Annotated in this window: 25 protein-coding genes and 4 pseudogenes (1 of these 29 cut by a window edge); 25 read left to right on the forward strand and 4 right to left on the reverse strand. The window is 30.2% G+C overall.

What is annotated here, in order from left to right:
• The 3 genes and pseudogenes from BQ5450_RS08800 to BQ5450_RS09180 all read right to left on the reverse strand — a co-directional run.
• Positions 1 to 523 (reverse strand): transposase (locus BQ5450_RS08800; RefSeq protein ID WP_199820627.1); only part of this gene is annotated, 523 nt, incomplete at its 3' end.
• A gap of 162 nt (positions 524 to 685) precedes the next feature.
• The gene (locus tag BQ5450_RS00020; RefSeq protein ID WP_010242530.1) at positions 686 to 1,021 is read right to left on the reverse strand and encodes a hypothetical protein; all 336 of its coding nucleotides are present in this window, start codon (positions 1,019 to 1,021) and stop codon (positions 686 to 688) included.
• Positions 1,022 to 1,060: 39 nt separating this feature from the next.
• Positions 1,061 to 1,246, reverse strand: a pseudogene (locus BQ5450_RS09180) (hypothetical protein); the annotation flags it as partial.
• Between the two features lie 11 nt (positions 1,247 to 1,257).
• Here BQ5450_RS09180 and BQ5450_RS09400 point away from each other — a divergent pair.
• The 3 genes and pseudogenes from BQ5450_RS09400 to BQ5450_RS09405 form a co-directional block, all read left to right on the forward strand.
• Entirely contained in the window at positions 1,258 to 1,359 is a 102-nt protein-coding gene (locus BQ5450_RS09400; RefSeq protein WP_108720816.1) for a hypothetical protein, read from the forward strand.
• A gap of 274 nt (positions 1,360 to 1,633) precedes the next feature.
• Positions 1,634 to 5,551 (forward strand): Ig-like domain-containing protein, encoded by a 3,918-nt coding sequence (locus tag BQ5450_RS00025; RefSeq protein ID WP_071125569.1) that lies wholly within the window; start codon positions 1,634 to 1,636, stop codon positions 5,549 to 5,551.
• Positions 5,552 to 5,593: 42 nt separating this feature from the next.
• Positions 5,594 to 5,776, forward strand: a pseudogene (locus BQ5450_RS09405) (Cna B-type domain-containing protein); the annotation flags it as partial.
• 17 nt (positions 5,777 to 5,793) lie between these two features.
• On the opposite strand, the gene BQ5450_RS09010 reads toward BQ5450_RS09405, so the two are convergent.
• Positions 5,794 to 5,949, reverse strand: a complete 156-nt coding sequence (locus BQ5450_RS09010; protein ID WP_159052457.1) for a hypothetical protein — start codon at positions 5,947 to 5,949, stop codon at positions 5,794 to 5,796.
• On the opposite strand from BQ5450_RS09010, the gene BQ5450_RS09410 reads away from it, so the two are divergent.
• The 22 genes and pseudogenes from BQ5450_RS09410 to BQ5450_RS00110 form a co-directional block, all read left to right on the forward strand.
• Positions 5,930 to 7,561, forward strand: a complete 1,632-nt coding sequence (locus tag BQ5450_RS09410) for a Cna B-type domain-containing protein (protein WP_407674880.1) — start codon at positions 5,930 to 5,932, stop codon at positions 7,559 to 7,561. The two genes, BQ5450_RS09010 and BQ5450_RS09410, sit on opposite strands and share 20 nt — an antisense overlap.
• A gap of 279 nt (positions 7,562 to 7,840) precedes the next feature.
• Positions 7,841 to 8,215 (forward strand): class C sortase, encoded by a 375-nt coding sequence (locus BQ5450_RS09190; RefSeq protein ID WP_234346978.1) that lies wholly within the window; start codon positions 7,841 to 7,843, stop codon positions 8,213 to 8,215.
• 180 nt (positions 8,216 to 8,395) lie between these two features.
• A pseudogene (locus BQ5450_RS09340) lies at positions 8,396 to 8,557 on the forward strand (zinc ribbon domain-containing protein); the annotation flags it as partial.
• 117 nt (positions 8,558 to 8,674) lie between these two features.
• Complete coding sequence (locus BQ5450_RS09200) at positions 8,675 to 8,974, forward strand: hypothetical protein (RefSeq protein WP_234346963.1); 300 nt, start codon at positions 8,675 to 8,677, stop codon at positions 8,972 to 8,974.
• A gap of 342 nt (positions 8,975 to 9,316) precedes the next feature.
• Positions 9,317 to 9,685 (forward strand): EXLDI protein, encoded by a 369-nt coding sequence (locus BQ5450_RS00045; protein ID WP_071125570.1) that lies wholly within the window; start codon positions 9,317 to 9,319, stop codon positions 9,683 to 9,685.
• 661 nt (positions 9,686 to 10,346) lie between these two features.
• Positions 10,347 to 10,997, forward strand: a complete 651-nt coding sequence (locus tag BQ5450_RS00050) for a response regulator transcription factor (protein ID WP_071125571.1) — start codon at positions 10,347 to 10,349, stop codon at positions 10,995 to 10,997.
• Entirely contained in the window at positions 10,998 to 11,858 is an 861-nt protein-coding gene (locus tag BQ5450_RS00055) for a sensor histidine kinase (RefSeq protein WP_071125572.1), read from the forward strand. It begins immediately after the preceding gene.
• Positions 11,859 to 11,910: 52 nt separating this feature from the next.
• Positions 11,911 to 12,591, forward strand: coding sequence for an ABC transporter ATP-binding protein (locus tag BQ5450_RS00060; RefSeq protein WP_071125573.1), 681 nt, complete (start codon positions 11,911 to 11,913; stop codon positions 12,589 to 12,591).
• Complete coding sequence (locus BQ5450_RS00065) at positions 12,584 to 15,019, forward strand: ABC transporter permease (RefSeq protein ID WP_071125574.1); 2,436 nt, start codon at positions 12,584 to 12,586, stop codon at positions 15,017 to 15,019. The genes BQ5450_RS00060 and BQ5450_RS00065 overlap by 8 nt, the downstream gene beginning before the upstream one ends.
• Before the next feature lie 22 nt (positions 15,020 to 15,041).
• Positions 15,042 to 15,299: a hypothetical protein gene (locus tag BQ5450_RS00070; RefSeq protein WP_071125575.1), complete on the forward strand. Its 258-nt coding sequence runs from the start codon at positions 15,042 to 15,044 to the stop codon at positions 15,297 to 15,299.
• Between the two features lie 168 nt (positions 15,300 to 15,467).
• Positions 15,468 to 15,763 (forward strand): annotated as a pseudogene (locus tag BQ5450_RS09370) (23S rRNA (uracil(1939)-C(5))-methyltransferase RlmD); the annotation flags it as partial.
• Positions 15,764 to 15,823: 60 nt separating this feature from the next.
• Positions 15,824 to 16,441: a DNA alkylation repair protein gene (locus BQ5450_RS00075; protein WP_071125576.1), complete on the forward strand. Its 618-nt coding sequence runs from the start codon at positions 15,824 to 15,826 to the stop codon at positions 16,439 to 16,441.
• Between the two features lie 89 nt (positions 16,442 to 16,530).
• Positions 16,531 to 16,614: a hypothetical protein gene (locus BQ5450_RS09375; RefSeq protein ID WP_324609457.1), complete on the forward strand. Its 84-nt coding sequence runs from the start codon at positions 16,531 to 16,533 to the stop codon at positions 16,612 to 16,614.
• A gap of 9 nt (positions 16,615 to 16,623) precedes the next feature.
• Positions 16,624 to 17,001 carry a hypothetical protein gene (locus BQ5450_RS00080; protein ID WP_071125577.1) on the forward strand — a complete coding sequence of 126 codons (378 nt, stop codon included), beginning with the start codon at positions 16,624 to 16,626 and terminating at the stop codon, positions 16,999 to 17,001.
• Positions 17,002 to 17,024: 23 nt separating this feature from the next.
• Positions 17,025 to 17,720 carry an ABC transporter ATP-binding protein gene (locus tag BQ5450_RS00085; RefSeq protein ID WP_071125578.1) on the forward strand — a complete coding sequence of 232 codons (696 nt, stop codon included), beginning with the start codon at positions 17,025 to 17,027 and terminating at the stop codon, positions 17,718 to 17,720.
• Entirely contained in the window at positions 17,704 to 19,515 is a 1,812-nt protein-coding gene (locus tag BQ5450_RS00090; RefSeq protein WP_071125579.1) for an ABC transporter permease, read from the forward strand. Before BQ5450_RS00085 ends, BQ5450_RS00090 begins: the two co-directional genes overlap by 17 nt.
• A 354-nt stretch (positions 19,516 to 19,869) precedes the next feature.
• On the forward strand, positions 19,870 to 20,010 hold the full coding sequence (locus BQ5450_RS09205) for a TetR/AcrR family transcriptional regulator (RefSeq protein ID WP_234346964.1): 141 nt from the start codon (positions 19,870 to 19,872) through the stop codon (positions 20,008 to 20,010).
• Complete coding sequence (locus tag BQ5450_RS09210; RefSeq protein ID WP_234346965.1) at positions 19,997 to 20,164, forward strand: hypothetical protein; 168 nt, start codon at positions 19,997 to 19,999, stop codon at positions 20,162 to 20,164. Before BQ5450_RS09205 ends, BQ5450_RS09210 begins: the two co-directional genes overlap by 14 nt.
• A 36-nt stretch (positions 20,165 to 20,200) precedes the next feature.
• On the forward strand, positions 20,201 to 20,461 hold the full coding sequence (locus BQ5450_RS09215) for a TetR-like C-terminal domain-containing protein (protein ID WP_234346966.1): 261 nt from the start codon (positions 20,201 to 20,203) through the stop codon (positions 20,459 to 20,461).
• Positions 20,462 to 20,560: 99 nt separating this feature from the next.
• Positions 20,561 to 22,354: an oleate hydratase gene (locus BQ5450_RS00100; protein WP_071125580.1), complete on the forward strand. Its 1,794-nt coding sequence runs from the start codon at positions 20,561 to 20,563 to the stop codon at positions 22,352 to 22,354.
• Positions 22,355 to 22,420: 66 nt separating this feature from the next.
• The gene (locus tag BQ5450_RS00105) at positions 22,421 to 24,490 is read left to right on the forward strand and encodes a hypothetical protein (RefSeq protein WP_071125581.1); all 2,070 of its coding nucleotides are present in this window, start codon (positions 22,421 to 22,423) and stop codon (positions 24,488 to 24,490) included.
• A protein-coding gene (locus tag BQ5450_RS00110; protein ID WP_071125582.1) for a hypothetical protein crosses the window boundary here: on the forward strand, positions 24,487 to 25,000 show its 5' portion. The gene runs 704 nt beyond the window's last position; 514 of the gene's 1,218 nt are visible here — the first part of the coding sequence; the start codon lies at positions 24,487 to 24,489; its stop codon lies off the right edge, out of view. Before BQ5450_RS00105 ends, BQ5450_RS00110 begins: the two co-directional genes overlap by 4 nt.

Consider the following 25,000-nt stretch of genomic DNA (forward strand, 5'->3'; position numbering starts at 1 on the left):
TTTCTTGCCACTTTTCTATACTTCCTCGCCATACAAAACTATATCTGTTGGCATAGACTTCTATCTTTGTTCCATCTATATAGATACTTGATAGGTCTATCTGATTTTCTTCTATCAGTATTTGAACTATTTGATTTAGTAAATCTGGTGTTAGTTCTACAATTTTTTGTCTAAATCTGTTTATTGTGCTATGGTCTGGTGGTAGTTCTTTATCGAGTAAGTACTTAATTCTTAAATCATATTTACAAGCTTTTTCTATTCCTCTTGATGAAAATATTCCTTCTGAATAGCAGGATATTATTATTTGAAGCATAATTACTGGATTTACAGTAGGTTTTCTTCCAAATGATGAGTAGACTTTTTTTAGCTCTGATAAGTTCATCCTCTCTATTATATTTTTTACAAGCCTTAGTTTAACATCATCTTGGATATATATTTCTGTATTAAAGTTTAATCTTAGTTGAATTGTATCATTAACTAGTGTATAGTTAGTTAATGATGATGTATTTGTAGTTGTTTTCATAAATACATTATATCAAAAAAGACGAGGATTTTTATGGTTCCTCGTCTTTTTTCTATATAGGGGACTTTTGCAACAACCCCCATCAATTTTTCGTAAGTGGGTACTCACTTACTGTGCTTGCTATTAAAGTTATAAGCGTTAAGCGTATATTTAATTTTATATCTAAAAACCTAATTTGGAAATTATAATAGCACCAATAACTGTAGCAATTATACCGAATATCCACTTCATTATATAACTATGACTTCTTAGCTTAGAAATAAAATGATTGTAAGAGATTCCTTTATTTGTAAGATTTAAGTGGTAGGGGATATTGTCTGCCCAGAATACTGTAATATAATTTCCTTCTTTAAGTGCTTTAAAAGAATTTCTAATTTTTAAATCGTCTGATGAATCTAATTTATCAAATTTATTAGTCCAATATTCTTGTTGTTCTTCCTCACTCAACTTTTTAACTTTTCTAATTTCTTTCAATAATTTCCAATCTTGTTTAATCATGTTTATTATCCTTAATATAGTAATTTTGATATAGTTCTATTACCCATAAGTTTCTTTAAGTATAAATTTCATTCTACATTTAAACATTGGAATACTAATCAAGAATGCAATTACATAATGTATAAAGGAATTTATCATCATATTTTTTGTTATTGGTAATTGATGATAAGTTTGACCGATTATTTTAAAAGCGGTTAGAGTGCTTATAATAAAATTCATTGTCAATCATATGGCAATTGATAATTTTATTATATCAATTTATATTAAAAAAATCTCCTAAAACTAATGCTGGATATGATTATAGAACAGTTCAGAAAAGAGTGAACCAACTATTATAATATGTGAGTAAGAAGCCTGTGCCGTTTTTGGTGCAGGCTATTTTTTATTTAGTCATTCTAATCTAATGGCTTAAGACATCACAAAATATTATACTCAAATCTTCTAATACATAAACTAAAAATAGTGTCGGATGAAATTGATGTAAAAGCTTACAAAAGATGGTAAAAATTCTTGAAAAGTGGTAATATTATCATGTATAGATACTTTTTAATCGGAAAAAATTTCGTTGTATATGGGATGTATCTGTAGAAAAAAGAAGAAAAGGAGGAAATAATGTTAAAATGTAAAAAGATAATAGCGTTTTTTTTAGCTTGTTTAATGCTGTTAGGTACAATTGTACCAACTGGTGAAGCATTTGCACAAGGTGCAAATCATTTGTCAAAAACAAGAGTTAGTAGGATGGAGGTCAAAGATCGAAAAGGTAATACCATTGATCTTAATGAGAAAATTGAGGAAGATAAGGACTGTAGACTAGAAATAGACTGGGATGCAAGTGAATATAAAGCGGAAATTAATGAAGGAGACTACTTTAATATAATACTTCCAAAAAATTTCGAGGCAGCTGAAAGTAATTTTGCAATCCGTACTCCTGATGGCGTTCAAGTCGCAAACGCACATGTAAATAGGCTGAATTCTGAAGAGAGAGATACTCTAAATGTAGTATTTACAAGACTTGTAGAAGATAAAACAGATGTAGAAGGTAGCATTGTTATTGAAGGCACTATATTGCATAAAGGCAAGGCTACCGAGGAAAAAGAGAATAGCAAAGTTTTAAGTGAGGGAATAAAAGACAATAAAAAAACACGTAGTATGGGTGCGATTAATGAAAAAGTAGAAGAAACAGTTTCTTCTAATGAACAAACAACGACTCAAACAGCGAAACTCACTATTAACTGGAAGGGCGACGGAGCTGGAACAGATGTAGAAGTAAAAAATAGACCTGAAACATTAGCTATAAAATTATATTCATCATCAGATGAAGGAAAAACTTGGCAAGAATATGAAGATGGTAGAGCAACTTTAGAAACTGGAAAAGATGTTACTACTGTTTATGAGTGGAAAAATCTTCCGTCAAAAAATGAAGATGGAAAAACTCTTATTTATAAAGCAGAGCTTGTAACAAAATCCAACTATCACAATTCAATGGCTTTAGAACCAAAGTACACAAAAGATGAAAATGGTAATGTAACACATAGTGAATTTGTAGTAAATAACGTATATAAAGACAACTGGAATTATAAAATCAACCTAGAATGGAATACAAGTGATCCTTTAGAAAAATATGATATTAGTAAAGTTACTACATCTAAAGATTTTATTACGCAACAATATGTTCTTACTATTTCAAATCAAAAAGTATATAAGGCAGGAGAACTAGAAGTAAGAATTCCCCGTGAACTTTTTGATTATCGCAATAGGACATATAGTGGGGCTGTTCCAAAAAGATTCAGCATAGGGGATGAGAAGAATCCTACCTCTGGAGTATCATATACTTATAGGATAGATACTAAGGGAACAGAGGATACTAAAGATGATGAAATAGTATTTTATAACTACAAAGATTTAGATGGTTCTCAAAATGTAGCTATAACAGTAGAATACAGTATTAATGTAGAGAAAGTTATTGACTGCTCAAAGGGAGTACTTCAAGCAAAAGGTAAAGCGAAGCATGATGGCATAACAGAAGAGCTTGAAAGCAATGAAATAAGCTATCGTTTAGATACTGGGATAAAATTAGAAAATGCTTACAAATCGACAAATGCTCGTGGTAATGATGGGCGTATATATGAATGGCCACTTCCAAATAAGCCTAAAGATTTTGATATTGATAAGTATAATTATTGCCAGTATGTTGTCGCAATTGAAAATACATCAAACCAACCTTACATTACGAAAATAATTGAAAAGCCACAAGATGGTGGAGAATTAGTGGGCGTTTACTCCAACGAATATCCCCATAACGAAGTGAAGTTTACTGAAGAAAATGATGGCTCTTATTCATGGGAGAGTGGCAAAACTAGATCTCTATTTAAAACAGAGCTTACTGCATTTTTGGTTGTTGTTCGCTATCCTCGCCCAGCAGATAAAAGTTCTGATGGTATAAAATATAAAAATGAAGTTTTCTTTGAACAAAGAGCTACAGACGTTCATGAAGGTGATAAGTCAGAAAATGATAAAAATGATATTATAACAACTTCTGCTACACATGAATTGACATGGGAAGATTATCATCATGAGCTGAAATATCATAATTTTAATAAAGGCATCTCAAGTAATGGGGATTTTAAGCCAGGAGATCTTGATTTATTATTAAATGGAGAGGATATAAAATCTTCTTTTTATATTTCAGAAACAAGAGAAGGCTATTCCCCAGATACGTTTGGTTATGATATAGTTGATGAAGAATTAGAACTAAAAATTGATGATAATGAATCAATAAAACTTGGAAAAGATGACTATAGGCTGCTACCTAATAAAATTTCTTTTGATCAAATTGAAATAGACCAAAGGACTGGAGAACGTAAGAACAATAGAACAAATGAAGAATTTGTCTTATATGGGAAAACAGCTACCGATGATGATTGGAAAGAGTTGGGTCGTAAAAACTTTTCAGAAGATAAGAGTGATCTATCAGCAATTTGGGATGTATCTAGCCTAATTCCTAAGGACGGCTTGGTAGCCTTTAGAGTAGTTTCACCTAAAAACTTAGAAGGGTTAACATATTTAGATATTGATTCATCACTTATTATTAAAGGGAACTCTCCAACTGTAGTATCTCTTAGAGAAAAATTAGAAAAAGCAAATAAAATAAAGATATACAATATAGCTACAGAGAGTTTTGAAGATATTAATAAAAAGGCTTCTGTCGCATTTAATTTGGAAAGTTATAAATATGAAGCAGAATTAGATAAATGGGAAGTCCATAGTGAAAATGATGTTTCAAATCAGACCATTACAAAAAAATTTCAAATTAGAGAATACGAAAAAATTTTCGGCAATGAAATTCCAAAAAATATTTATGAGCCTGTGACCCAAGAAGGTGGAATTTTTTATGATTTACTTCCACTTGGCTATAAATATGATGAAGGATCTGCAATTGCATATGCTAACAAAGATTTATATACTGAAATTTATCAAAAAGCTACTGTAAAAGCGGAAGTGGTTTCAAATAATTATAAAGATAGTGGAAGACAGCTTGTAAAGTTTAAATTAAGAAGTACAGCTGGTAAGAACAACAATTGGCTAAAAAGATATGAATATGCTACTACTGGGTTCCAAGTTGCTTATTCTGCCACAGCAAAATATGCTGATGCCAATAAGGTAGATAATAATTATAATATTGTCGCTTTTCAGCGCTCTGATAAAAAGGCTATAGTTGGAGGAGAGGGATTCTCAGAAGAAGCAACATTTGAAGTAGGAAATGCTTATGATGAAAGCGGGAAATCTTATCTATATGACCCTGATGGGGATGGAAAAGTCGACCCAGAGTTAAAGAACACACTTTATGGAGCTGTTAAGGTTGAAGAAGATATACTCCTACCTGTGGAAACTGGTTTTAATAAATACGTAAGAGGAGAAGGCAAGGATTATAGCACAGAAGATAAGACAAAAGAAGGAGAAGATTATAGTTATAAACTTCGACTTGTAACAAATGCAGATTCTGAAACTTCAAATGTTGTGTTATATGATATTTTAGAAAATGCAACAGATAAGAATGGAGAACATGGATGGCATGGAGCATTTAAAGGTATAAACACTACTGAATTACAATACTTAGGTGTTAAGCCTGTTGTTTACTATTCTACCGCTGAAAACTTATCATATAACAACGAAGACAATCTATCTATAGATAAAAATCCTGGAATCTGGAGTAATGAAGCCCCAGATGATTTGAGTAAGGTTACAGCTGTAGCTTTTGATCTAAGAAAAACTCCAGATGGAAGCGACTATGTATTTAAAGGACAAAAGATAGCCGAAATTCAAATTAAAATGGAAGCTCCTAAGGAAAAGGGAAAAGAAGATTATGCTTATAACCGCCCTGCATACTTGACAACAATTAAATCAGAGGGAATTGATAATCCGACAACGTCATTTAATATTTCTAATCCTGTAAAAATAAAGCTAGAAAAACAGACTCGACCAACACCACTAGAGCCACCAAAAGAAGACATCAAAGTTGAAAAGGTATGACAAAATAAAGATGGAAAAGAAATATCTGCACCAGTAGACAAAATCGAAGTAGAACTCTACAGAGATGGAGAAAAGACAGATAAGAAGTTAGAATTAAACAAGTCTAATAATTGGAGTGGAGAGTTTAAAGATCTTGATGTACAAGCAAGCTTAAACGCAAAAGAAGCTTACAAATACACAATCAAAGAAGTTGGAGAAAAAGATAATAAACTCACAATTGATGACAGTAAATACCAAGTAACTTATGGTGGAACAGAAGAAAAAGGCTTTAAAATAACCAACAAGTTAGAAGAAACATCAAGCCCATGGACACCAATAACTCCACCAAAAGAAGACATTAAGGTTGAAAAGATTTGGCAAGGGAAAGATGGAAAAGAAATATCTGCACCAGTAGACAAAATAGAAGTAGAACTCTACAGAGATGGAGAAAAGACAGATAAGAAGTTAGAATTAAACAAGTCTAATAATTGGAGTGGAGAGTTTAAAGATCTTGATGTACAAGCAAGCTTAAACGCAAAAGAAGCTTACAAATACACAATCAAAGAAGTTGGAGAAAAAGATAATAAACTCACAATTGATGACAGTAAATACCAAGTAACTTATGGTGGAACAGAAGAAAAAGGCTTTAAAATAACAAACAAGTTAGAAGAAACATCAAACCCATGGACACCAATAACTCCATCAAAAGAAGACATCAAGGTTGAAAAGATTTGGCAAGGAAAAGATGGAAAAGAAATAACTGCACCAGTAGACAAAATCGAAGTAGAACTCTACAGAGGTGGAAAAGCTACAGGTGAAAAGAAAGAACTAAGTAAAGAAAATAGCTGGAAAGCAGAATTTAAAGACTTAGACGTAGTAGAAAAAGTAGACTCAGAAAAAGCCTACGAATACACAGTAAAAGAAGTCGGAGAAGAAAAAGGCAAAGTAGTTATAGGAAACAATAAATACGAAGTAAAATATAGCGGAAGTATGAATGATGGATTCACTATAACTAACGAAGAAGAGCCAACAATCCCTCCAACACCACTTGATCCACCAAAGGAAGACATCAAGGTTGAAAAGATTTGGCAAGGGAAAGATGGAAAAGAAATATCCGCACCAGTAGACAAAATCGAAGTAGAACTCTATAGAGACGGGAAATCTACAGGTAAAAAGCTAGAACTAAACAAAGCCAATAATTGGAGTGGAGAATTTAAAGACTTAGACGTAGTAGAAAAAGTAGATTCAAAAGAGGCCTTTAAATATTCAGTAAAAGAAGCCGGAGAAGAAACTGGATCAACTAAGCTGAATGGAAATTGGTACAAAGTAAATTACAGTGGGTCTATGAAAGATGGCTTTACAATTACAAATAAAGAAGAGCCTAAAACACCGCCTACACCACCAACACCATCTGAACCAGATACTATAACTATTGAAGTTAAAAAAGACTGGACTTTATATGGAAATAAACCAGTAGACAAAATCATGGTTGAACTTTATAGAGATGGAAAAGCTACAGGAAAACTTCTTGAGTTAAATAGGGATAATAATTGGAGTGGAGAATTCAAGAACTTAGATGTTAAGGAAAGTGCAAATTCAAAGCATGACTACCACTATACGATAAAAGAAATGGGCGAAGTTGGAAATACAATAAAACTAGATGGAAGATGGTTTGATGTCAATTATCTTGGCAATAAGAAAGATGGTTTTACAATTGTAAATAAAGAAGAAAAACAAACAGAGCCAGGTAAGCCAGAAGAACCAAATACACCAAATAAACCTAATGATCCACAAGAACCAAATAAGCCTGAAACTCCAAAAGAGCCAGAAAAGCCAAACAACCCTGGAACACCAGTTAAACCAAATACTCCTAAGACTCCTTTGCCAGGTAAGCAATTACCTAAAACAGGAAACGGATTAAATCCATCAACCTATGCTTGGATTTTACTAGGACTTGGTAATCTTTCTACTTTTGCTGGAATTCGAAGAAAAAAGAGAATAAGATCAAGAAGAAAGAAAAATGTCAAATAAGCAAAAAAAGATCATTTAAGTAAATTTCTTCTTGCAGTCGGGTTAATATTCATTGTTTTTTCTATTGCTTTTCTATTTCTAAAGCATAAGAGGATAGAATTAAAGAAAGAAGAATCCATTAATCTGGAAAAACAAATAAAACAAGAATTACCTCCTTTTGAAAATTACGAACAGGAGAATAAACCTGAAGAGATAGAACAAAATGTTGCATCAAAAGACTCTATAAAAGATAAAGCTATAGGCGTTCTTAGAATCGATAAGATAGGGGTAATTACCTCTATTAGTGATAATACAAGTGAACAATCTTTATTAGAAGGTTCAGGTATTGTTGAAGATACAGATATACCGACTTCAGAGGAAAATACTATAACTGTTCTTGCGGGGCACAGAGGAGGGATAAACGAAACACAATCTTTTCTAAATATTGACAAGTTGGAAAAAGGTGATGAGCTAAAAATTACGACAAGAGAAGAAGAACTCTATTACAAAGTAGTTTATAAAGAAGTGATTGAACCTACGGATTGGAGTAAATTTACACGAGAAGAAGGAAAGACAAAACTCTTTTTAATGGCGTGTCACCCCTACCCCAAAAACGATAAAAGGCTTTTAGTAAAAGCTGAGCTAATCAAAAATAATGAAAAGATAAACAACTAAATTAGCAATATAAAAAAACTATCCATTGAAATTTATTTCTTTGGATAGTTTTTTTGTTGTAAAACAAAGACTCATAAATAGAGAGACAAATTATGAAGTAACAAAAGCATAGCCACAATCAGCTATAAACTTTACTCAAAAAAAAGAAGAATTTATTCAAGCAAATACGCCCTTTCAAGTATTGTCTACTGCTCTAAATGTGGGGATATTTACAGGAGAATAGCATGGAATAATAGAGGAAAGAAATATACTGTTTGGAGATGTTGTACAAGAGTAACCCATGGGCCAGAAGCATGTGAAGCAAGAACCATAATAGAAGAAGACCTACAAGAGGCAGTTGTAGAGGCCATTAATCAACTTATAACTGAAAGTAGTGAATTAAAAGAAATAATAAAAGAGAATATTGAAAAAGCCATCACAGGTGATGGAAGTAGCCAGATAGATGAAATAGACAAAGAAATGTTGAAAGTGCAAGAAGAACTTTTAAAAGTCGCAAATGCCAAGAAAGACTACACAGACCTTGTAGAAAGGGTGGAAGAGTTAAGAAATGAAAAAGAAAAGATACTCCTGAGTATTTCAGAAGAGAAAAATGTACAAAGTAGATTAATGGAATTAGAAGAATTCTTAGATAATCAGGAATTGGAGATAGAAAGATACGATGAAGAATTGGTAAGGAAATTCGTAGATAAGATAGTGGTTTATGAAGAAAAACTTAAAGTAATATTTAAATCTGGGATTGAAGTTATAATAAATAAGTAGCAGTACTTATATAGGATTGTTGTTCTTCCTTGGAAATTGTATAATACAATTAGTTGAGATTTATGGAGTAGGTGTATGGTTGAACAAGAAGTGATATTGGAATTGATAGATCTTAGGCGGGAAGTTGGTTACTTGGATTAAAAAAAGAAAGGTATAAATCTGATAAAAAAGGAAAGCAAGATTTGCTTCATGATATTATTTTAATGGCTGATAGTAGAGATGCTTTCATGATAATAGGTGTTGACGAACTAAAGCTTAAAAATTATAATAAGCTTGTAATAATTAATTTACTTTATCGGTGTTGATAATATAGTAAAATTGATTAACATAAGGAGGTATTTTATGAAGTATGAAGACATTAGATTAAATGTTTCAAATGATTCTATTAGTGATTATAAAGTATTCAAAGGAATAAAATTATATTCTGATATGTTTAAAGTAGAAGATGGAAAAAAACTCATTAATAAAAGAGTGTTTGTAACTCCAAAAAAAAATTATGTATATTATGAAAGGACAGATATAAATTGGAATTATTGGTCAGATAAAACAAAATATGACTCGAGTTTTGATTTAAGTGATAAAAATCATAATATAATATTTGAAGTAACATCTGAATTGGATGATTTTTCAAAATACTTAGATGAAGAAGTAATCAAAAAAATTATAATGAAAGAAAAAAGAGAAGAGATAGTAGAAGTACTAGATATTTGAGACTGTGTAAAATTCTGTGTATAGAAACCTCCTGATTATGGGTAAGAAAAACTAATCAGGAGGAATTTTTATGTCATAAGAAAGCGATCAGAAACAAAATCTCTAAGATGTTAATTGAAGAATATTAACAAGAAACAGCACAAGATTTACAAGATGCTCTAAAATACCTTTTAGGTAATACAATGGAGCATTTGTTGAAGAATATGAAAATGCATTAGTTTTAAATAAAATGTTAAAAGAATTTAGAAATAATTGAGAATAAATATATTCCCACATACGAGGCTTTCCTAAAATATTAAATATTATCCATACTAACCACTCGAGCCATACGAAATCAGTGGCTCTTTTTATAAAAAAATAAATATCTTATAAGAGTATTAGGGTTAATGATATATCCCGAAAATCTTATTTTTATATTTATCATTTTATATAGAATATAAAAGATTAGAAAGCTTACAAAAAGAAACTCAAAGTCGTATTTAAATATGAACTTACAGAAGTATTAATAGGTAGCAGATCCTAAAGGATCTGTTTTTAATATAAGTGATAATGGTATACTATAAGTGTAATTATTGGTTTATAGTCTTAATTTGCTTATAGATGAAATCTATAAAATAAAATAATTTAATAGATTTCAAAGTTGATACATGAGAGGGTTAGAATGAAGAGTGTTTTGATTATAGAGGATAATAAAGAAATTGCCTTACAAATGGAAAAGTATTTAGTTAATAATGGTTATGAAGTAGAGATTGCATCATCTTTTTACGAAGCAAGCTATAAGATGAATGTAGACATGGATGTGGCACTATTGGACATAAATCTACCAGATAAAGACGGTCAACATTTGATAGAAAGATTAAAAGATAAGGAAATAAGAGTTATTGTAACAACTGTAAAAAATGATGAAGATTTTATAATTGCCGCCCTAGATCAAGGAGCAGACGACTATTTAACTAAACCATTTTCCCTTGCAATATTAAGGGCAAGAATTGATGCGGTTTTAAGAACAATACCTCTAAATCAAGACAAAATAATTACTTACAAGGATATCAAAATAGATTTAAATGATTCAAAAGTTTATTTTAAGGCTAATCAAATAGACCTAACTCCTCTTGAATATGAAATCCTAGTCTTATTTATTAAAAATCCTCACCGAGTTTATACACGAAGCCAACTTCTTGAAATGTTTTGGGAAGATAGGGATAAGTTTGTAAATGACAATACTCTCACTTCAACTATTAAGAGAATCAGAGAAAAACTTAATAGGGAAATTATCACTACTGTTAGAGGAATTGGTTATAGGATGGATTAAATGATATATGTATTTTGGATAATAAGTCTGGGACTTCTATATTATTTTTTAGAAAAAAGAAAGAAAAATAGAATAATTGAGCTCATAGATTTAATAGAAAACATGAAAAATCAAAACTATAAAATCCCAATGAAGCAAGATGATTTTTCAATTTTAGAGGATAAAATTTACAAACTTTTTATAGAAATAGTAGAAGCCAAAGAGACTAGTACTAAAAATAGCGAAAAACAGATAGAATACCTAGAAGACATCGCCCATCAAATAAAAACTCCTATTACATCTATGCTTTTTTCCATAGAAAATTTGGAGATGGACTTTCCAGATAATAGAGATATAGAGATTTTAAAAAGGCAAACTATCAGATTAAATTCTCTATCAGATATTTTACTTAAACTATCAAGCCTTGATGCAAACAAAGATCTTATGAAAAAAGAAGAAATTCGTTTGGATGAATTGGTGGATTATGCATTAGATAGTTTGAATTTAAAGAAATCTACCAATGTAGAAATAGAGAAGAGTTTAAAGGAAAATAGTATTTTTGGAGATTTTTATTGGATAGCAGAAGCTCTTATTAATATTATAAAGAATGCTGTTAATAGACCGACTTGTGACAAAATTGTGCTTTCATCATACAAAAATCCCCTATATACAAGCTTAATCATTGAAGACAATGGCGGAGGAATAGAAAAAGAAAATATTAAAAAAATCTTTAAGCGTTTTTATAAAACCCCCGATTCAAATGGCTTTGGAATAGGTCTTGCCATGGCAAAGACAATTGTCGAAAAAAACAATGGGGAGATTTCTGTTTCAAATATTGATGCTGGAGCAAGATTTGAAATAAAATTTTACAATGTCACCTAAAAATCACTTTACTTTTATATGCTTACCTTGACATAAGAAAAAGGAGGCAAGTATGGAAATATTAAAAGTAGAAAACTTAAGAAAAGAATATGGAGAGGGAAACTCTAAAGTTGTTGCATTAGATGGAGTTGACCTTGAAATTGAAAGAGGAGAATTTGTCGCCATTGTTGGACCAAGCGGATCTGGTAAATCTACTCTCTTACATATTATAGGAGGAGTGGATAGTCCAGATGATGGAAAGGTTTATATAGATGATAACGACATATCAAAGTATTCTTCCAAGGAATTAGCCTACTTTAGAAGAAGAAAAGTCGGACTAATTTATCAATTTTATAATTTGATTCCCAACTTAACAGTTCGTCACAATATAGAACTTCCATTAAAACTTGATAAAAGGAAAATCGATCAAGATGAATTCTCGGATATAGTAAAAAAACTGGGTATAGAAAGTAAACTTAACTCTTTTCCAAGTGAATTATCAGGAGGTCAGCAGCAAAGAGTTGCCATAGCGAGAAGTCTTATCTACAATCCATCCATTATACTAGCAGATGAACCAACAGGAAACTTGGATAGAAAAAATTCCAAGGAAATTATTGAAATCTTTAAGTATTTTAATATGACCTTAAAACAGACGATTATCCTAATCACCCATGACGAAGAAATAGCCTTACAAGCAAATCGTATTATTACAATAGTCGATGGAAAAATTGTAGGAGATGAAAGAAATGAATAAGAAGAATTTTCCGATTTTTATTTCCTTATTAATAGTTAGTTTATTTTTTACTGTGGTTTTTTATTATAGTTATACAATTGTTAAATATAATAATGAAAGTTTCATGACCGTAAATTTTTATGATGCAGAACTTGAAGGGAACTTAACAAGTAATGATATTGAAAAAATAAAAGATATTAATAATATAGAATTTGTAGGTGAAATGTCCATAAACCCTGAATCGGCAAAGTACAAGAATGATTTGATTGCCGTAAATTATCAAGATAATGATATAAATAAAATGAGAGAGCATTCAGATTTACTTGAAGGACACTTTGCTAAAAGTGATGGAGAAATAGTATTATCGAAAAGTCTAGTCGAAAAAAATAAGCTAAAATTAGGAGATAAAATACAGCTTGATTTTGGGCATAGACTAATAGAGGGTAAAGAGATAGATGCCATAAGTACTTTTACTGATAAGGAGTCTTACAATCTTAGTTTTAGTAAAGACTTTGAGGTGGTTGGAATTTATGAAGATGTCTATAATAAATACAGTAGAGTTAATTATGCTTTAGCACTGAAAAATGAAGATGATCCTGGCAAAGTAGTATTAAAGTTTAATTCTTTTGAAAAGGCTTATGATAACAAAGTAAATCTACAAAATGAAATCAATAAAAAATTAGGTAGAGATGTTCCCTTAACTTTCAATTCTAATTTAATAGATTATTACGGTGTTGAGTATGACTTTCCCCATAATATTTTAACTGAATTAGTAACCATTCTTTCTGTAATAGGGGCTATATTACTATTTGTATTTTTTGTAAAAAATATATTCAAGGTGTGGGCTTTTAGGAAAATCAAGGAACTTTCTGTATATAAGTCTATAGGTACTACGGACTTTCAGATATACTTGTTACTATTAAAAGAAGGTATTTTTCTATCTGTTCTACCTATATTAATTGGTCATATCTTTGGATATTGTTTTATCTTAAAATTGTTTAAGCATCTTGAGATTGATCAAGGGGTAGGAAAACTTGTATCTAGTTATTTCAGTCCTTTACTTAGTCTAGCGATTGTTACAGTAGCTCTTTTAGTAGTAGTATTTTCTATTATTCAACCAGCAAAGAAAGTTTCAAAAATACCTATTATTGAAGGTATAAAGGGAAATTTAAACTTTGATAGATTTAAGAAAAAAAGATATAGGAACTTATGGAAAGAATTAAAATCAAATAACCTTGATAGTATTAAATCACAGCGTTATATTTCTGCTATTGGTGTCATTATAATTTCTGTTTTAGTCATTATTATTACAGTGACTAAATATAACAGAGATTTTTCTTACTATGATTCAGGCTACAATGTAATAGCTAGTTATTATAGTGAAAATAGGAGCGTTCCTAAAGTTTTTAAAGAAATTGAAAAAGAAATTCCAAATGATAAGTCCTATATTTCAAAAGAAAGTTATATTCAGGTAGATAATGATTTAGAATTGTCCAAAGAAGCTATTAACATGTCTCTAGATCAAAAGTTAGAGTATTATTTGAAAAAGAGTCATTCAAGCCAGTTGAATGGGATGCTTATAGCTTTAGAAGATGAAGACTTTAGTAAATTGGGGGCAAGTAAGGGAGAATTTATTCTTTATAATATGGTACAAGAAAACCCAAACACTCCAGTAGCTAAAGCAAATAAAATACCATATTTTAATAATCCGAAAGATATAAACTTACAGATAGGGGAGAATTTTCAAAAAAGTATAAAAATTTCTAAAACTATAGATGATTTGGGAAACTATGATTCAATAACTTTACCATTTTATGTAAAAATCTACACAGATTTCGATACCTTCTTCCAACTTATGGATGAGTCAAAAGATGCAGAATTTATTAATGCTCCGTATGTATTAAATATGAATGTAAAAGACACGGAGATGAGAAATGTAAAGGATTATTTGGATAATAAGATAAGAGAATCGATAATGCCAAATGAAAAGTACGATATTAACACAAAAGCAGATATTGAAATGAATCGAAAAAGTGATCTAGAATCTTTAAAGAAAGTCGCATTTGCGATGGCTTTCATTATTTTTATTCTTAATGTAACAAATGGTTATTCATCCATTAATTTAAGTCTTATGAGTAGAAAGAAAGAAATTGGCAGCCTTTATTCATGCGGTATGGACGTGGATGAGTTAAAGAATATTTATCGAAAAGAGTTTATAGAAGAGCAAATAAAATCATTTATTGTTGCGGGAATAACCACATTAGGGGTCATGCTTGTAATATCTCGTATAGCTCCTAATTTAAGTCTGAATATATTAATAAGATATTATGACTATAAATTATTTTTTGGATTTTCTATTGTGGTTTACGCAATCAACTTATTAATCTATAATTTTTCTTTAAAAAGAATTTTAGACAGACCAACAATTGATTTGATTAGAACAGAATAATTTCAAAGAAAGAGGAGGATTTATGAAAGAGAAATTAAGCAAGAAGATATTTCTACTTGGACTTGTAATATTTGTGATTTCTTACCTACTTCCAGTAGATATATTTGAAAGCTTTACAAGTCTAAGACCAACTGGACTTACATCAATGTTTGTCTGCCCAATTATTGGACTAATAGGTTTAATATTTGGGATAAAGGAAAAGGATAAATTGTTTATGGCTTTAAATGTCATTTTGATCTTATTACTTCCTATAGCAATGTTTGTAGGTCATCTAATATAAGTAATGCGACTAAAACAAGAAAATAATAATCTAAACAGCTCTTTTGAGGGCTGTTTTTTCTTTGCTCCAAAATGATATAATAAATTATGAGATGTATACTGATTGACATGTTCCCACATACTAGACTTTTCAAAATTATTAGATTTTATTTACGCTGACAACTCAAGCAACGTGGAGACAGTAGCACTTTTGTCCAACCTTAATGTCGATAAGCATATAAACGTTGAAATTGAGCTGGATGAGTTTGATTTGACAAGTGCTGAGAGCAAGTTAACGTATGCCAAATCAAAGAATATATTTGGAATAAATTTGAATTAAGAGTTCCAACATTATATATTGCATAGATAAAAAAATGTGGAATAGAATTACGAGAACATTACAACAAGTCTAAAAAGGAGAATCAAGTTATTCCCCAGTGTACACCTGAAAATGAAGAGGACTATGTCATGATTTGTAATCTTTAGCTTCTGGAAAATCTCAGTTTGTAAAGTTTTGAAAGTTTGAATTTGATGGAGGGAAACTGTGTGAAAAAATATATTATAAGTTTGGAAAAAGAATTTTCTTTGATAGAAAATGGCTTCAAAGAGGAAGAAAAAAGAGCGTTTTCTGATTATAAATCTAATGATGAAAAATATATCAAAGAGCTGGCTTTTTTAGCTTTTAAATCTAATGTATACCAAGTTAGAATGTATGGTGTATTTCTATTTGGATGCTTATCAGCAGATGAAGAAGTTCTAATGTTTATGAGAGATGAAGTTTCTAAAGATGACAATTGGAGAGTTCAGGAAGTATTGGCAAAGGCATTTGATGAATTTTGCAAGAAAATAGGATATGAAAAAGCACTCCCAATAATTGATGAATGGTTAGAAAATGAAAATCCGAATACGAGGAGAGCAGTAACGGAGGGGTTAAGGATATGGACAAGTAGACCATATTTCAAAGAAAATCCGAACGAAGCTATTGAAAGATTAGTCAATTTAAAAGAAGATTCGAGTGTATATGTAAGAAAATCAGTTGGAAATGCGTTAAGAGATATTAGTAAGAAATTTCCAGAGTTAATTAAAATTGAACTTGATAGCTGGAGTTTGGAAAGTAAAGAAATAAAACAAGTTTACAAGCTCGCAAGTAAATTGATCGTATGACAATCTCAGTTTTGTAAAATTGAAAATTTCATAGAAATGGTCATGCTTTAAATCTTACGAGTGGTGAATATAAGTTACTTTGACTTAGAGTGAAAATTGAAGATAATCCTAATCATCCTAAAATGATACAAACCATTAGAGGCCTGGGATATAAGTGGAACGTTTCTTGTTGAGGTAGAAAAATGATGTTAATATTTTCAGATGAAAACAATAAAAAATATATCAAATATGTCTTTATAGTTAATATTTTATTTGCTCTATCAATTCAAATATTTACTTGGAAAGAATTTAAAACTATTTCTATTCCTTTAAATTTTTATAAGTTTTATTTTTACTATTTTAACACTTGGTATATTTTTCTTTATTTAAAATGCCAAGAAGAAATTATTGAAAATGCAGAAGCACAAATCAATATGTATCTTGAAAGCAATAGTAATATTCAGATTGATTCTGACAAAGAAGGAACGATTTATAGGTTGTTTGATTCCATAAATCAGATTGGTTCAATATTAAATGCTCAAGCCAAGGATGATAGGAATGGAATGTTATTCTTATTATAAATAGAATAAGATCGAGGTGTTTTATGAGTTTATTAGAGATTAAATCTATTTCTAAAATATATGGAAAAGGAAATAATGCAGTGCATGCACTAAAAGATGTTAGTTTTTCGGTAGATAAAGGAGAATATATAGCGATAGTAGGAGAATCAGGTTCTGGGAAAAGTACGCTCTTGAATATAATAGGTGCGATAGATATACCGACTGATGGCAAGGTTATTATTAATAATAAAGATTTGTTTACAATGACGGATAGTGAGCTTACGGTATTTCGTCGCAGAAATATAGGTTTTATTTTTCAGGGATTTAATTTAATTCCAGAATTAACTGTGGAACAAAATATAATCTTCCCTGTTTTATTGGATTATAAGAAACCAGATAGAAAGTATCTTGATGAGCTATTAAATATATTAGGATTACAAGAGAGAAGAAATCACTTACCAAGTGAACTTTCTGGAGGTCAGCAACAGAGGGTTGCTATAGGTAGAGCACTTATAACGAAGCCTTCTCTAATTCTAGCGGATGAACCAACGGGAAACCTAGATTCTAAAAATAGTTCAGAGGTTATTAGTTTACTTAAAGAATCTTCACAGAAATATGAACAAACTATAATCATGATTACACATAGCCGTTCGATAGCTCAAGCAGCAGATAGAGTTTTAAGAGTTTCAGATGGAATACTAGTTGATCAGGGGAGTGCTACAAATGAAAAGTTATCTTAGTTTAATTCCAATATCAGCTAAAGTTCGTAAAAAACAGAATCATTTAACTTTAATGTGCATAGCTATTTCAGTATTTTTAGTAACAGCAATTTTTAGTATGGCTGAAATTGGCTTACGAATGGAAATTGATAGATTGAAATTAAAGCATACTGGTTTTAATTTCAATGATGTGTTAAAGAGTAACTTAGGACAGACCTTAATCCCCATAGCGATAATATTATTTATACTAATACTTGTAGCTGGCGCTTTAATGATTTCTGGAAGTATTAATAATAGTATTGCTCAAAGAACGAAGTTTTTTGGGATGATGCGCTCTCTTGGTATGAGCAAAGGTCAGATTAAAAAGTTTGTAAGGTTAGAGTCACTAAATTGGTGTAAATCAGCTATTCCTATTGGTACGTTAATAGGTGTTGTTTCAACTTGGATTCTTTGTGGTGGGCTAAGATATATAGTTGGGGAAGAATTTTCTAACATACCTATTTTTACAATAAGTGTAACTGGTATTCTAGCAGGTGTTCTGGTAGGACTTGCAAGTGTTTTAATTGCCGCACAAAAACCTGCGAAAGAAGCCTCTAAGATTTCTCCAATTGCGGCTCTTTCTGGAAATACAGAATCTAATATAGGAAATAAACAATTAGTAAATAATAGATTCTTTCATATTGAAAAATCACTAGGAATAAATCATGCTATAGAAAATAAAAAGAATTTATTTCTAATGTCAGCATCCTTTGCATTAAGTATTATCTTGTTTCTAACATTTATAGTTTTTGGAGAATTTGTAAATTATATAATGCCACAATCTTCTGCCAGAGCAGATATAGAGATTACAAGTAAGGATATTTCAAATAATATTGATCCAAATTTGTTGAATAAATTAAAAGAAGTAGATGGAGTAAAAAATGTATATGGTAGAAGAAGCGCTTTTGATGTAAATGCAATTTTAGAATCTGAATCTAACCGTAGAGAAAAAATAGATATTATCTCATATGATGATTTTGATTTAAGAGGTCTAAAAAAGGATAAAGTTTTAAAGAAAAAAAGTGATTTATCGAAGGTATTTGGCAAAAGCCATTATATTTTAGCTACTTGGGATAGGGAAAGCGATAAGGAGATTGGGGATAAAATAAAAATTAACGGAGAAGATTTCGAAATAGCTGGATTATTGAAATACGATCCGTTTACTAGCGATGGTGAAACAGGAGGTAAAACTACAATAATAACTTCAAATGAAACATTCAAACAGATAACAAATGAAAATGGATATAACTTAGTCATGTTACAGACCGATGAGAATTTTTCAAATGAAAGTATAAATGAAGTTCAAAAGATTATGGGGAACAAGAATACAATAAATGATCGTAGAGAACAAAAGACAACAGGGACATATATGGCATTTATGTTTTTTGTATATGGTTTCATAGCGATTATAGGTCTTGTAAGTCTACTAAATAGTATCAACAGCATATCCATTAGCGTATCTTCAAAAATAAAGCAATATGGAATGATGCGTGCAGTGGGTATGGATAAGTTTCAAATTAAGAGAATGATTAATGTAGAATCAGCAACCTATGGTTTATTTGGTTGTTTTATAGGGATAACAGTTGGTGTTTTACTGAATAAAATTATCTTCACAAAACTGATAGAAAATCACTTTTCCTATGCTGTTTGGCAGTTTCCAATTTTGCCGGTAATAATTTCGATAGGTTTTATATTGACTTCAGTAATTCTTTCAACTTATAAACCTATTAAGAGAATTAATAAGATGTCCATAACTGCCAATATAAATGAATTGTAAGATATTTTGTTTAAAAATATAAATGTCCTGGCAAGTTTCCTATTTAGAATAAAGGGAAGAAACCAAATTATTTATAGTATTGAGTTTACTTTTAATTTTATTACTTCCAATTACAATGTTTGCGTACCATATAATACACTCGAATAGAAGATAACTTAAACAGCTCTTTTGTAGGGCTGTTTTTTCTGTGTATAAGAATGATATAATAAATTATAAGATGTTTATTTATTGACATATTCCCATATACGAGGCTTTTTAAAAAAATTAAATTTTATCCATACTGACCACTCAAGCCATGTAGAATCCATAGCCTTACTTACCAAGAGCAATTAATCAAAAGGAAGGTGTAATTATATGAGTAAAAACTACACTAAAGATCTGATAAAAAAAGAATTTATGAAACTTTTAGATGAAAAAACACTTGATAACATAACTGTTACTGAATTAGCTCAAAAATGTCAGATAGAAAGAAAAACCTTCTATGTATCATTATGAAAATTTGGAACAATTAATAAGAGAAATATTTGAATCTGAGCTTGATATTGTTATTGAGGAATTTAACGAAAATCTCTCTTGGGAGGATAGTTTTATTTTGGTTGCAAAATTTATCTTGGATAATGAAAAAGCTATAAGACATATGTATCAATAAGACTATAAATCTGATGTAGAAAAATATGTTTTTTCTATGGCGGGTGAAGTAATTAGTAAATATGTTAGTCATATATCAAAGGAGACTAGGGCAAAAGATATTGATATTAATTTGATTTCTTACTTTTATCAATGTGCCTTAAGTAGCGCACTTATACAATGGATAGCAACAAATATGAAAACTGATCCAGTAGTTACTACAAATAGGTTAGGTAAATTAATGGATGGTAATATCTTATTATCATTAAAAAGAAGTGAAAAACTAGAAACCTTTACCCAGAATACTCTAATTGAGTAAAATTTACACAAACCACCAATATTGGTAGATGAAATCATTCTATTTTCATGATTTAATAGACATAGAAGATGATAATGTTAAGTTATTAAAGGAGAAGTTATGGAACTTAAAACTCATGATAAAAGACTTAAATTAACTAATGGAGATTTTCAAAGATTAGTTAAAGCTAGAAAACCAGAAGGTATTGAAGAAAAATCTGCATATCTAGTTGGAACTGGAATTGCAGCTTTAACTGCAGCTTGTTTCTTAATTAGAGATGCTCACATGGAAGGTAAAAAAATTACTTTCTTAGAACAATTAGATATTCCTGGTGGTTCACTTGACGGTGAATACATGGATACTAGAGGATATGTTGCTCGTGGTGGTAGAGAAACTGGAGCTCACTTCGAATGTCTATGGGATATTTGGAGTTCTATCCCAAGCTTAGAAGACCCAGAAATGAGTGTTTTAGACGATTATTTCTACACTAACTACGACGATCCAAACTTTAGTAATTGCCGTATAACTCACAAACAAGGTGAACGTTATGACGATGGTAAATTTAATCTAACTCAAGATCAAGTTAAAGAAATTGCTGAACTTTGCATGACTCAAGATGAACTACTAGAAGATAAGGCTATTGAAGATATTTTTTCAGATGGTCTTCTAAATTCAGATTTCTGGACTTTATGGAGAACAATGTTTGCTTTTGAAAATTGGCACTCTGCTTTAGAAATGAAATTATCTTTAAATCGTTTCATCCACAACGTAGGCGGTCTAACTGATTTATCAGCACTTAGATTTACAAGATATGACCAATACAATTCAATTGTAAAACCTATGGTTAAATATCTTGAAAATCACGGATGTAAATTCCAATACAATATAAAAGTAACAGATGTTGACTTTGATATTTCAGAAAATAGAAAAGTTGCAACAAAAATAATTGCTGAAGATAAAGATGGAAATGATAAGTCAATTGATTTGACAGAAAATGATTTATTATTCATTACAAATGGTTCTATGACTGAAAATTCTAGTTATGGAGATGACAACACAGCAGCAGAACTTTCAGATGAACAAAGTGGTTGTTGGGAAATGTGGAAAAATATTGCTAAAAAATCTGATGATTTTGGACATCCAGAAGCTTTCTGTTCTGATGTAGAAAAGAGTAACTGGGAGTCTTGTACAGTAACTTGTCACGATGAATCAGTTCCAAAATATATCGAAAAAATTACAAAGAGAAGCCCTTATGGTGGAAAAACTGTAACAGGTGGTATTGTAACTTGTGTTGATTCAAGCTGGTTAATGAGCTGGACAATTAATAGACAAGGCCAATATCCAGAACAACCTGAAAATGATGTTTGTGTTTGGGTTTACGGATTATTTACAGATGTAGAGGGTGACTTCATCAAAAAGAAAATGAGAGATTGTACTGGTAAAGAAATTACAAAAGAATGGTTATTCCACATTGGTGTACCCGTAAATGAAATTGATGCACTTGCTGAAACATGTACAGCAGTACCTGTTATGATGCCTTATATCACATCTCAATTTATGCCAAGAAAAGCAGGTGACAGACCTTACGTAGTTCCAGAAGGTGGAGTTAACTTTGCTTTTCTAGGACAATTTGCAGAAACTCTTGATGATCCAGGAAGAGATACAGTATTCACAACAGAATACTCAGGAAGAACAGCAATGGAAGCAGTTTATGTACTTTGCGGAGTAGAAAAAGCTGTACCGGAAGTATTCGCATCAAGATATGATTTAAGATACCTTCTAAACGGAATGGTTTCTTTATCAGATGGTAAAAAACCAGAACTTCCACTTAGCCCATTACAAAAGATGAAAATTGCAAAACTTATTAAGGGAACAGATATAGAAGAAATGCTAAAAGAATTTAATATAATTTAATAATATATAAACACATTTGGGGCGATAATATATCGTCCCATTATTTTTTTATTAAGGAGACAAATGATGAATAACAACTTGAATAATCAAGCTGTGTCTACTTTAGAAGAAATAGAATCCATATATGAAGATATTCTAAGAAGCGAATCTAGGTCAAATGAAGAAAATGACTTGGAAATTTTAGGAGAATTTTATAAAAGATTTAGGAAAGAAGAAAATAAAAGAGAAGAATCAAAGTCAGAAAATGCAATAATAAAAGAATATAGAAAATATTTAAAAAATGAAGAGAATAAGCAAAAAAAATTAATAGAAGAACTAGAAAATTTGATAAGCTATGAAAAATTCTTTTTAGAAATAGAGAGAAAAAGAAATCAAAAATATTATAACAGCAATTTTTATGGGAGCAACGAAGCTACTAGATATAGGGTAGATAAGATTAATTCTTATTCAAAAGAACTTAGGGAAATAATAAATAATTCTCCTGATGCCTGGCGATATTATTATCATAGACAACTAATTAATGATATACAAACAGGATATAATCAAGACCTTGTAGAAGTAGAATATGTAATACAGGCAAAGAGAAAAATAATAGAATCCTTAAAACAATCAACTCCCATATATATAATAGGCCACCTAGGAAGTGGAAAAACTCAGATAGCAAGAGAAGCAGCAATTGAATTTACATTAGAAAATATAATTCAAGAAGAGCTAGAAGATCAAATGGAAAAATGGTTTTTGAAAAATCAAAATGCCAGTGAAGATGAGGCTATAGAAAAATTTAGTGAATTAAATAGAGATAGAAGAAATTATTATAAAAATTTACTAAAAGAAGGCAATCAGTCAGAACTTGAAAAAATATATCCTTATTTTATATCAGGTTCATATAATCTAACCTATGAAGATATGTTTGTTGAAAAAACTCTATCTTTAGAAAAAACATCTTCCGATGAAACTAATTTAGAGTTAATCGATGAAGTAGTGGATCAATATTTTACTTGGCTAAAAACTCATAAAAACCAACTGGAAAATATTGAATCAGAAAAGCAAGAAATAATAAAAAGCAAAGTTTGGGATAGTATTTCAGAAATCTTTATAGCTAGGAATAGTATTTATGGAACAGTAGTAAAAAAAATAGAAAGAGAAATATTATTAGCTGTAAGAAATGGTAGACCTGTCATAATTGATGAGCTAAATACAATTGCTATGCAAAATTTAATAGGACTTAATGACATACTACAGAGCAAGTTTGGAGCCAAAGCTTACGTTACGGGAATTGGTCCAGTGACAATAAAAAAAGGCTTTGGTCTAATTGGTACAGGAAACTTATCAACAGACTTAGTAAGTTATGAAGGTACAAATGAACTCAATCCAGCTTTTAAATCGCGTTTTTTAACAATAGAATACAATTATGTAAATCAAAACACTGTTGGATCTTTAAAAAATCAGACTGATTCTGAAAAAAATGAACTTTTTAGAATTATGTTGGTAAGATTAGCCGACAATAATGGGAATTTACACCTTCCAACTCCTACACGAAGCTTAGAAGAAATATTTAGACTAGCTCAATTGTCTAAAGTAAGCCAAGAAGTTTTTATGGGCAGGTGGATTTCAAATGAAAAAGAAAGTTCAACTGAAGATGTTCCTGAGCTTAAAGAATCAGTTTTATCATTAAGAAATGTTTTGAGAATATTAGATAATTGGAATTTAGGTGAAGAAAAAGATTTAACTTTAGCTTTGTGGGATGGTTTTATTGGTTCAATAACAAACCCAAAAGATCAGTCCTATATTCTATCTCAAGCCGTGAGATTTGGTTTTTTCAAAGAATCAGAAGGATGGAGCATTAATAACAAAAATCTTGGAAAAGTAGTTATAGAATATGATGAAATAAGGACTATACCTTATCAATATATAAGAGGAGAAATTGAAACTTTAAGTTATCTAGATTTAATAAAAATAATATTTGGTCCAGCGCCAGAAAGAAAAGAACTACCTGATTTTCTAAAAGCTATTGACAATGGAGAAAATAAAATTTCCGTAGAAGAATATGAAAAATTAGATGAAAGATTAAATCAGCTAGAACATTCAAAGTATCTCATAGATTATATAATAGACATGGAAAATAACAGAAAATGAAATTTTCAATTGACAAAAATAAATATAGTGAAAATTTAACGGATCTAAGAGAAGACTTAAATTATACTTTACAAGAAGGCTATATTGATAAGGAATTTAAAGAAAAATTATCTAAATTAGAAAAAGATGAAAATAAAATCCTTAATGAATTATTGCCTTATTATAGGCTTTATGCACCAGAGCTATATGAAACAAAAATAGATGAAATTCCAGTCAAGATTGAGGGAAGCTATAAACTTAATACTTACCTAAAAAGTTATTTATGTATTGAAAAGAATCTTTTTATATTATCTGGTGCAGATCAAAAAACATATTTTATGAGAATTTTAGAAGAGGACAAGCAAAAAATAGAATTAAGTCAACCTATTAAAAATTTTAATAAATTGATAGTATATATGTATTCTTTAAGTAAAGAGAAGATATTGTTATTTGCTGTCACAGGCGATATTTTCGTGCTAATATCTAGAGATTTTTCTGATGTTTTTGAAAATATTAATAATTTTAAAATTA

The sequence above is a fragment of the Peptoniphilus lacydonensis genome (assembly GCF_900106515.1).
Lineage (GTDB): Bacteria > Bacillota > Clostridia > Tissierellales > Peptoniphilaceae > Peptoniphilus_A > Peptoniphilus_A lacydonensis.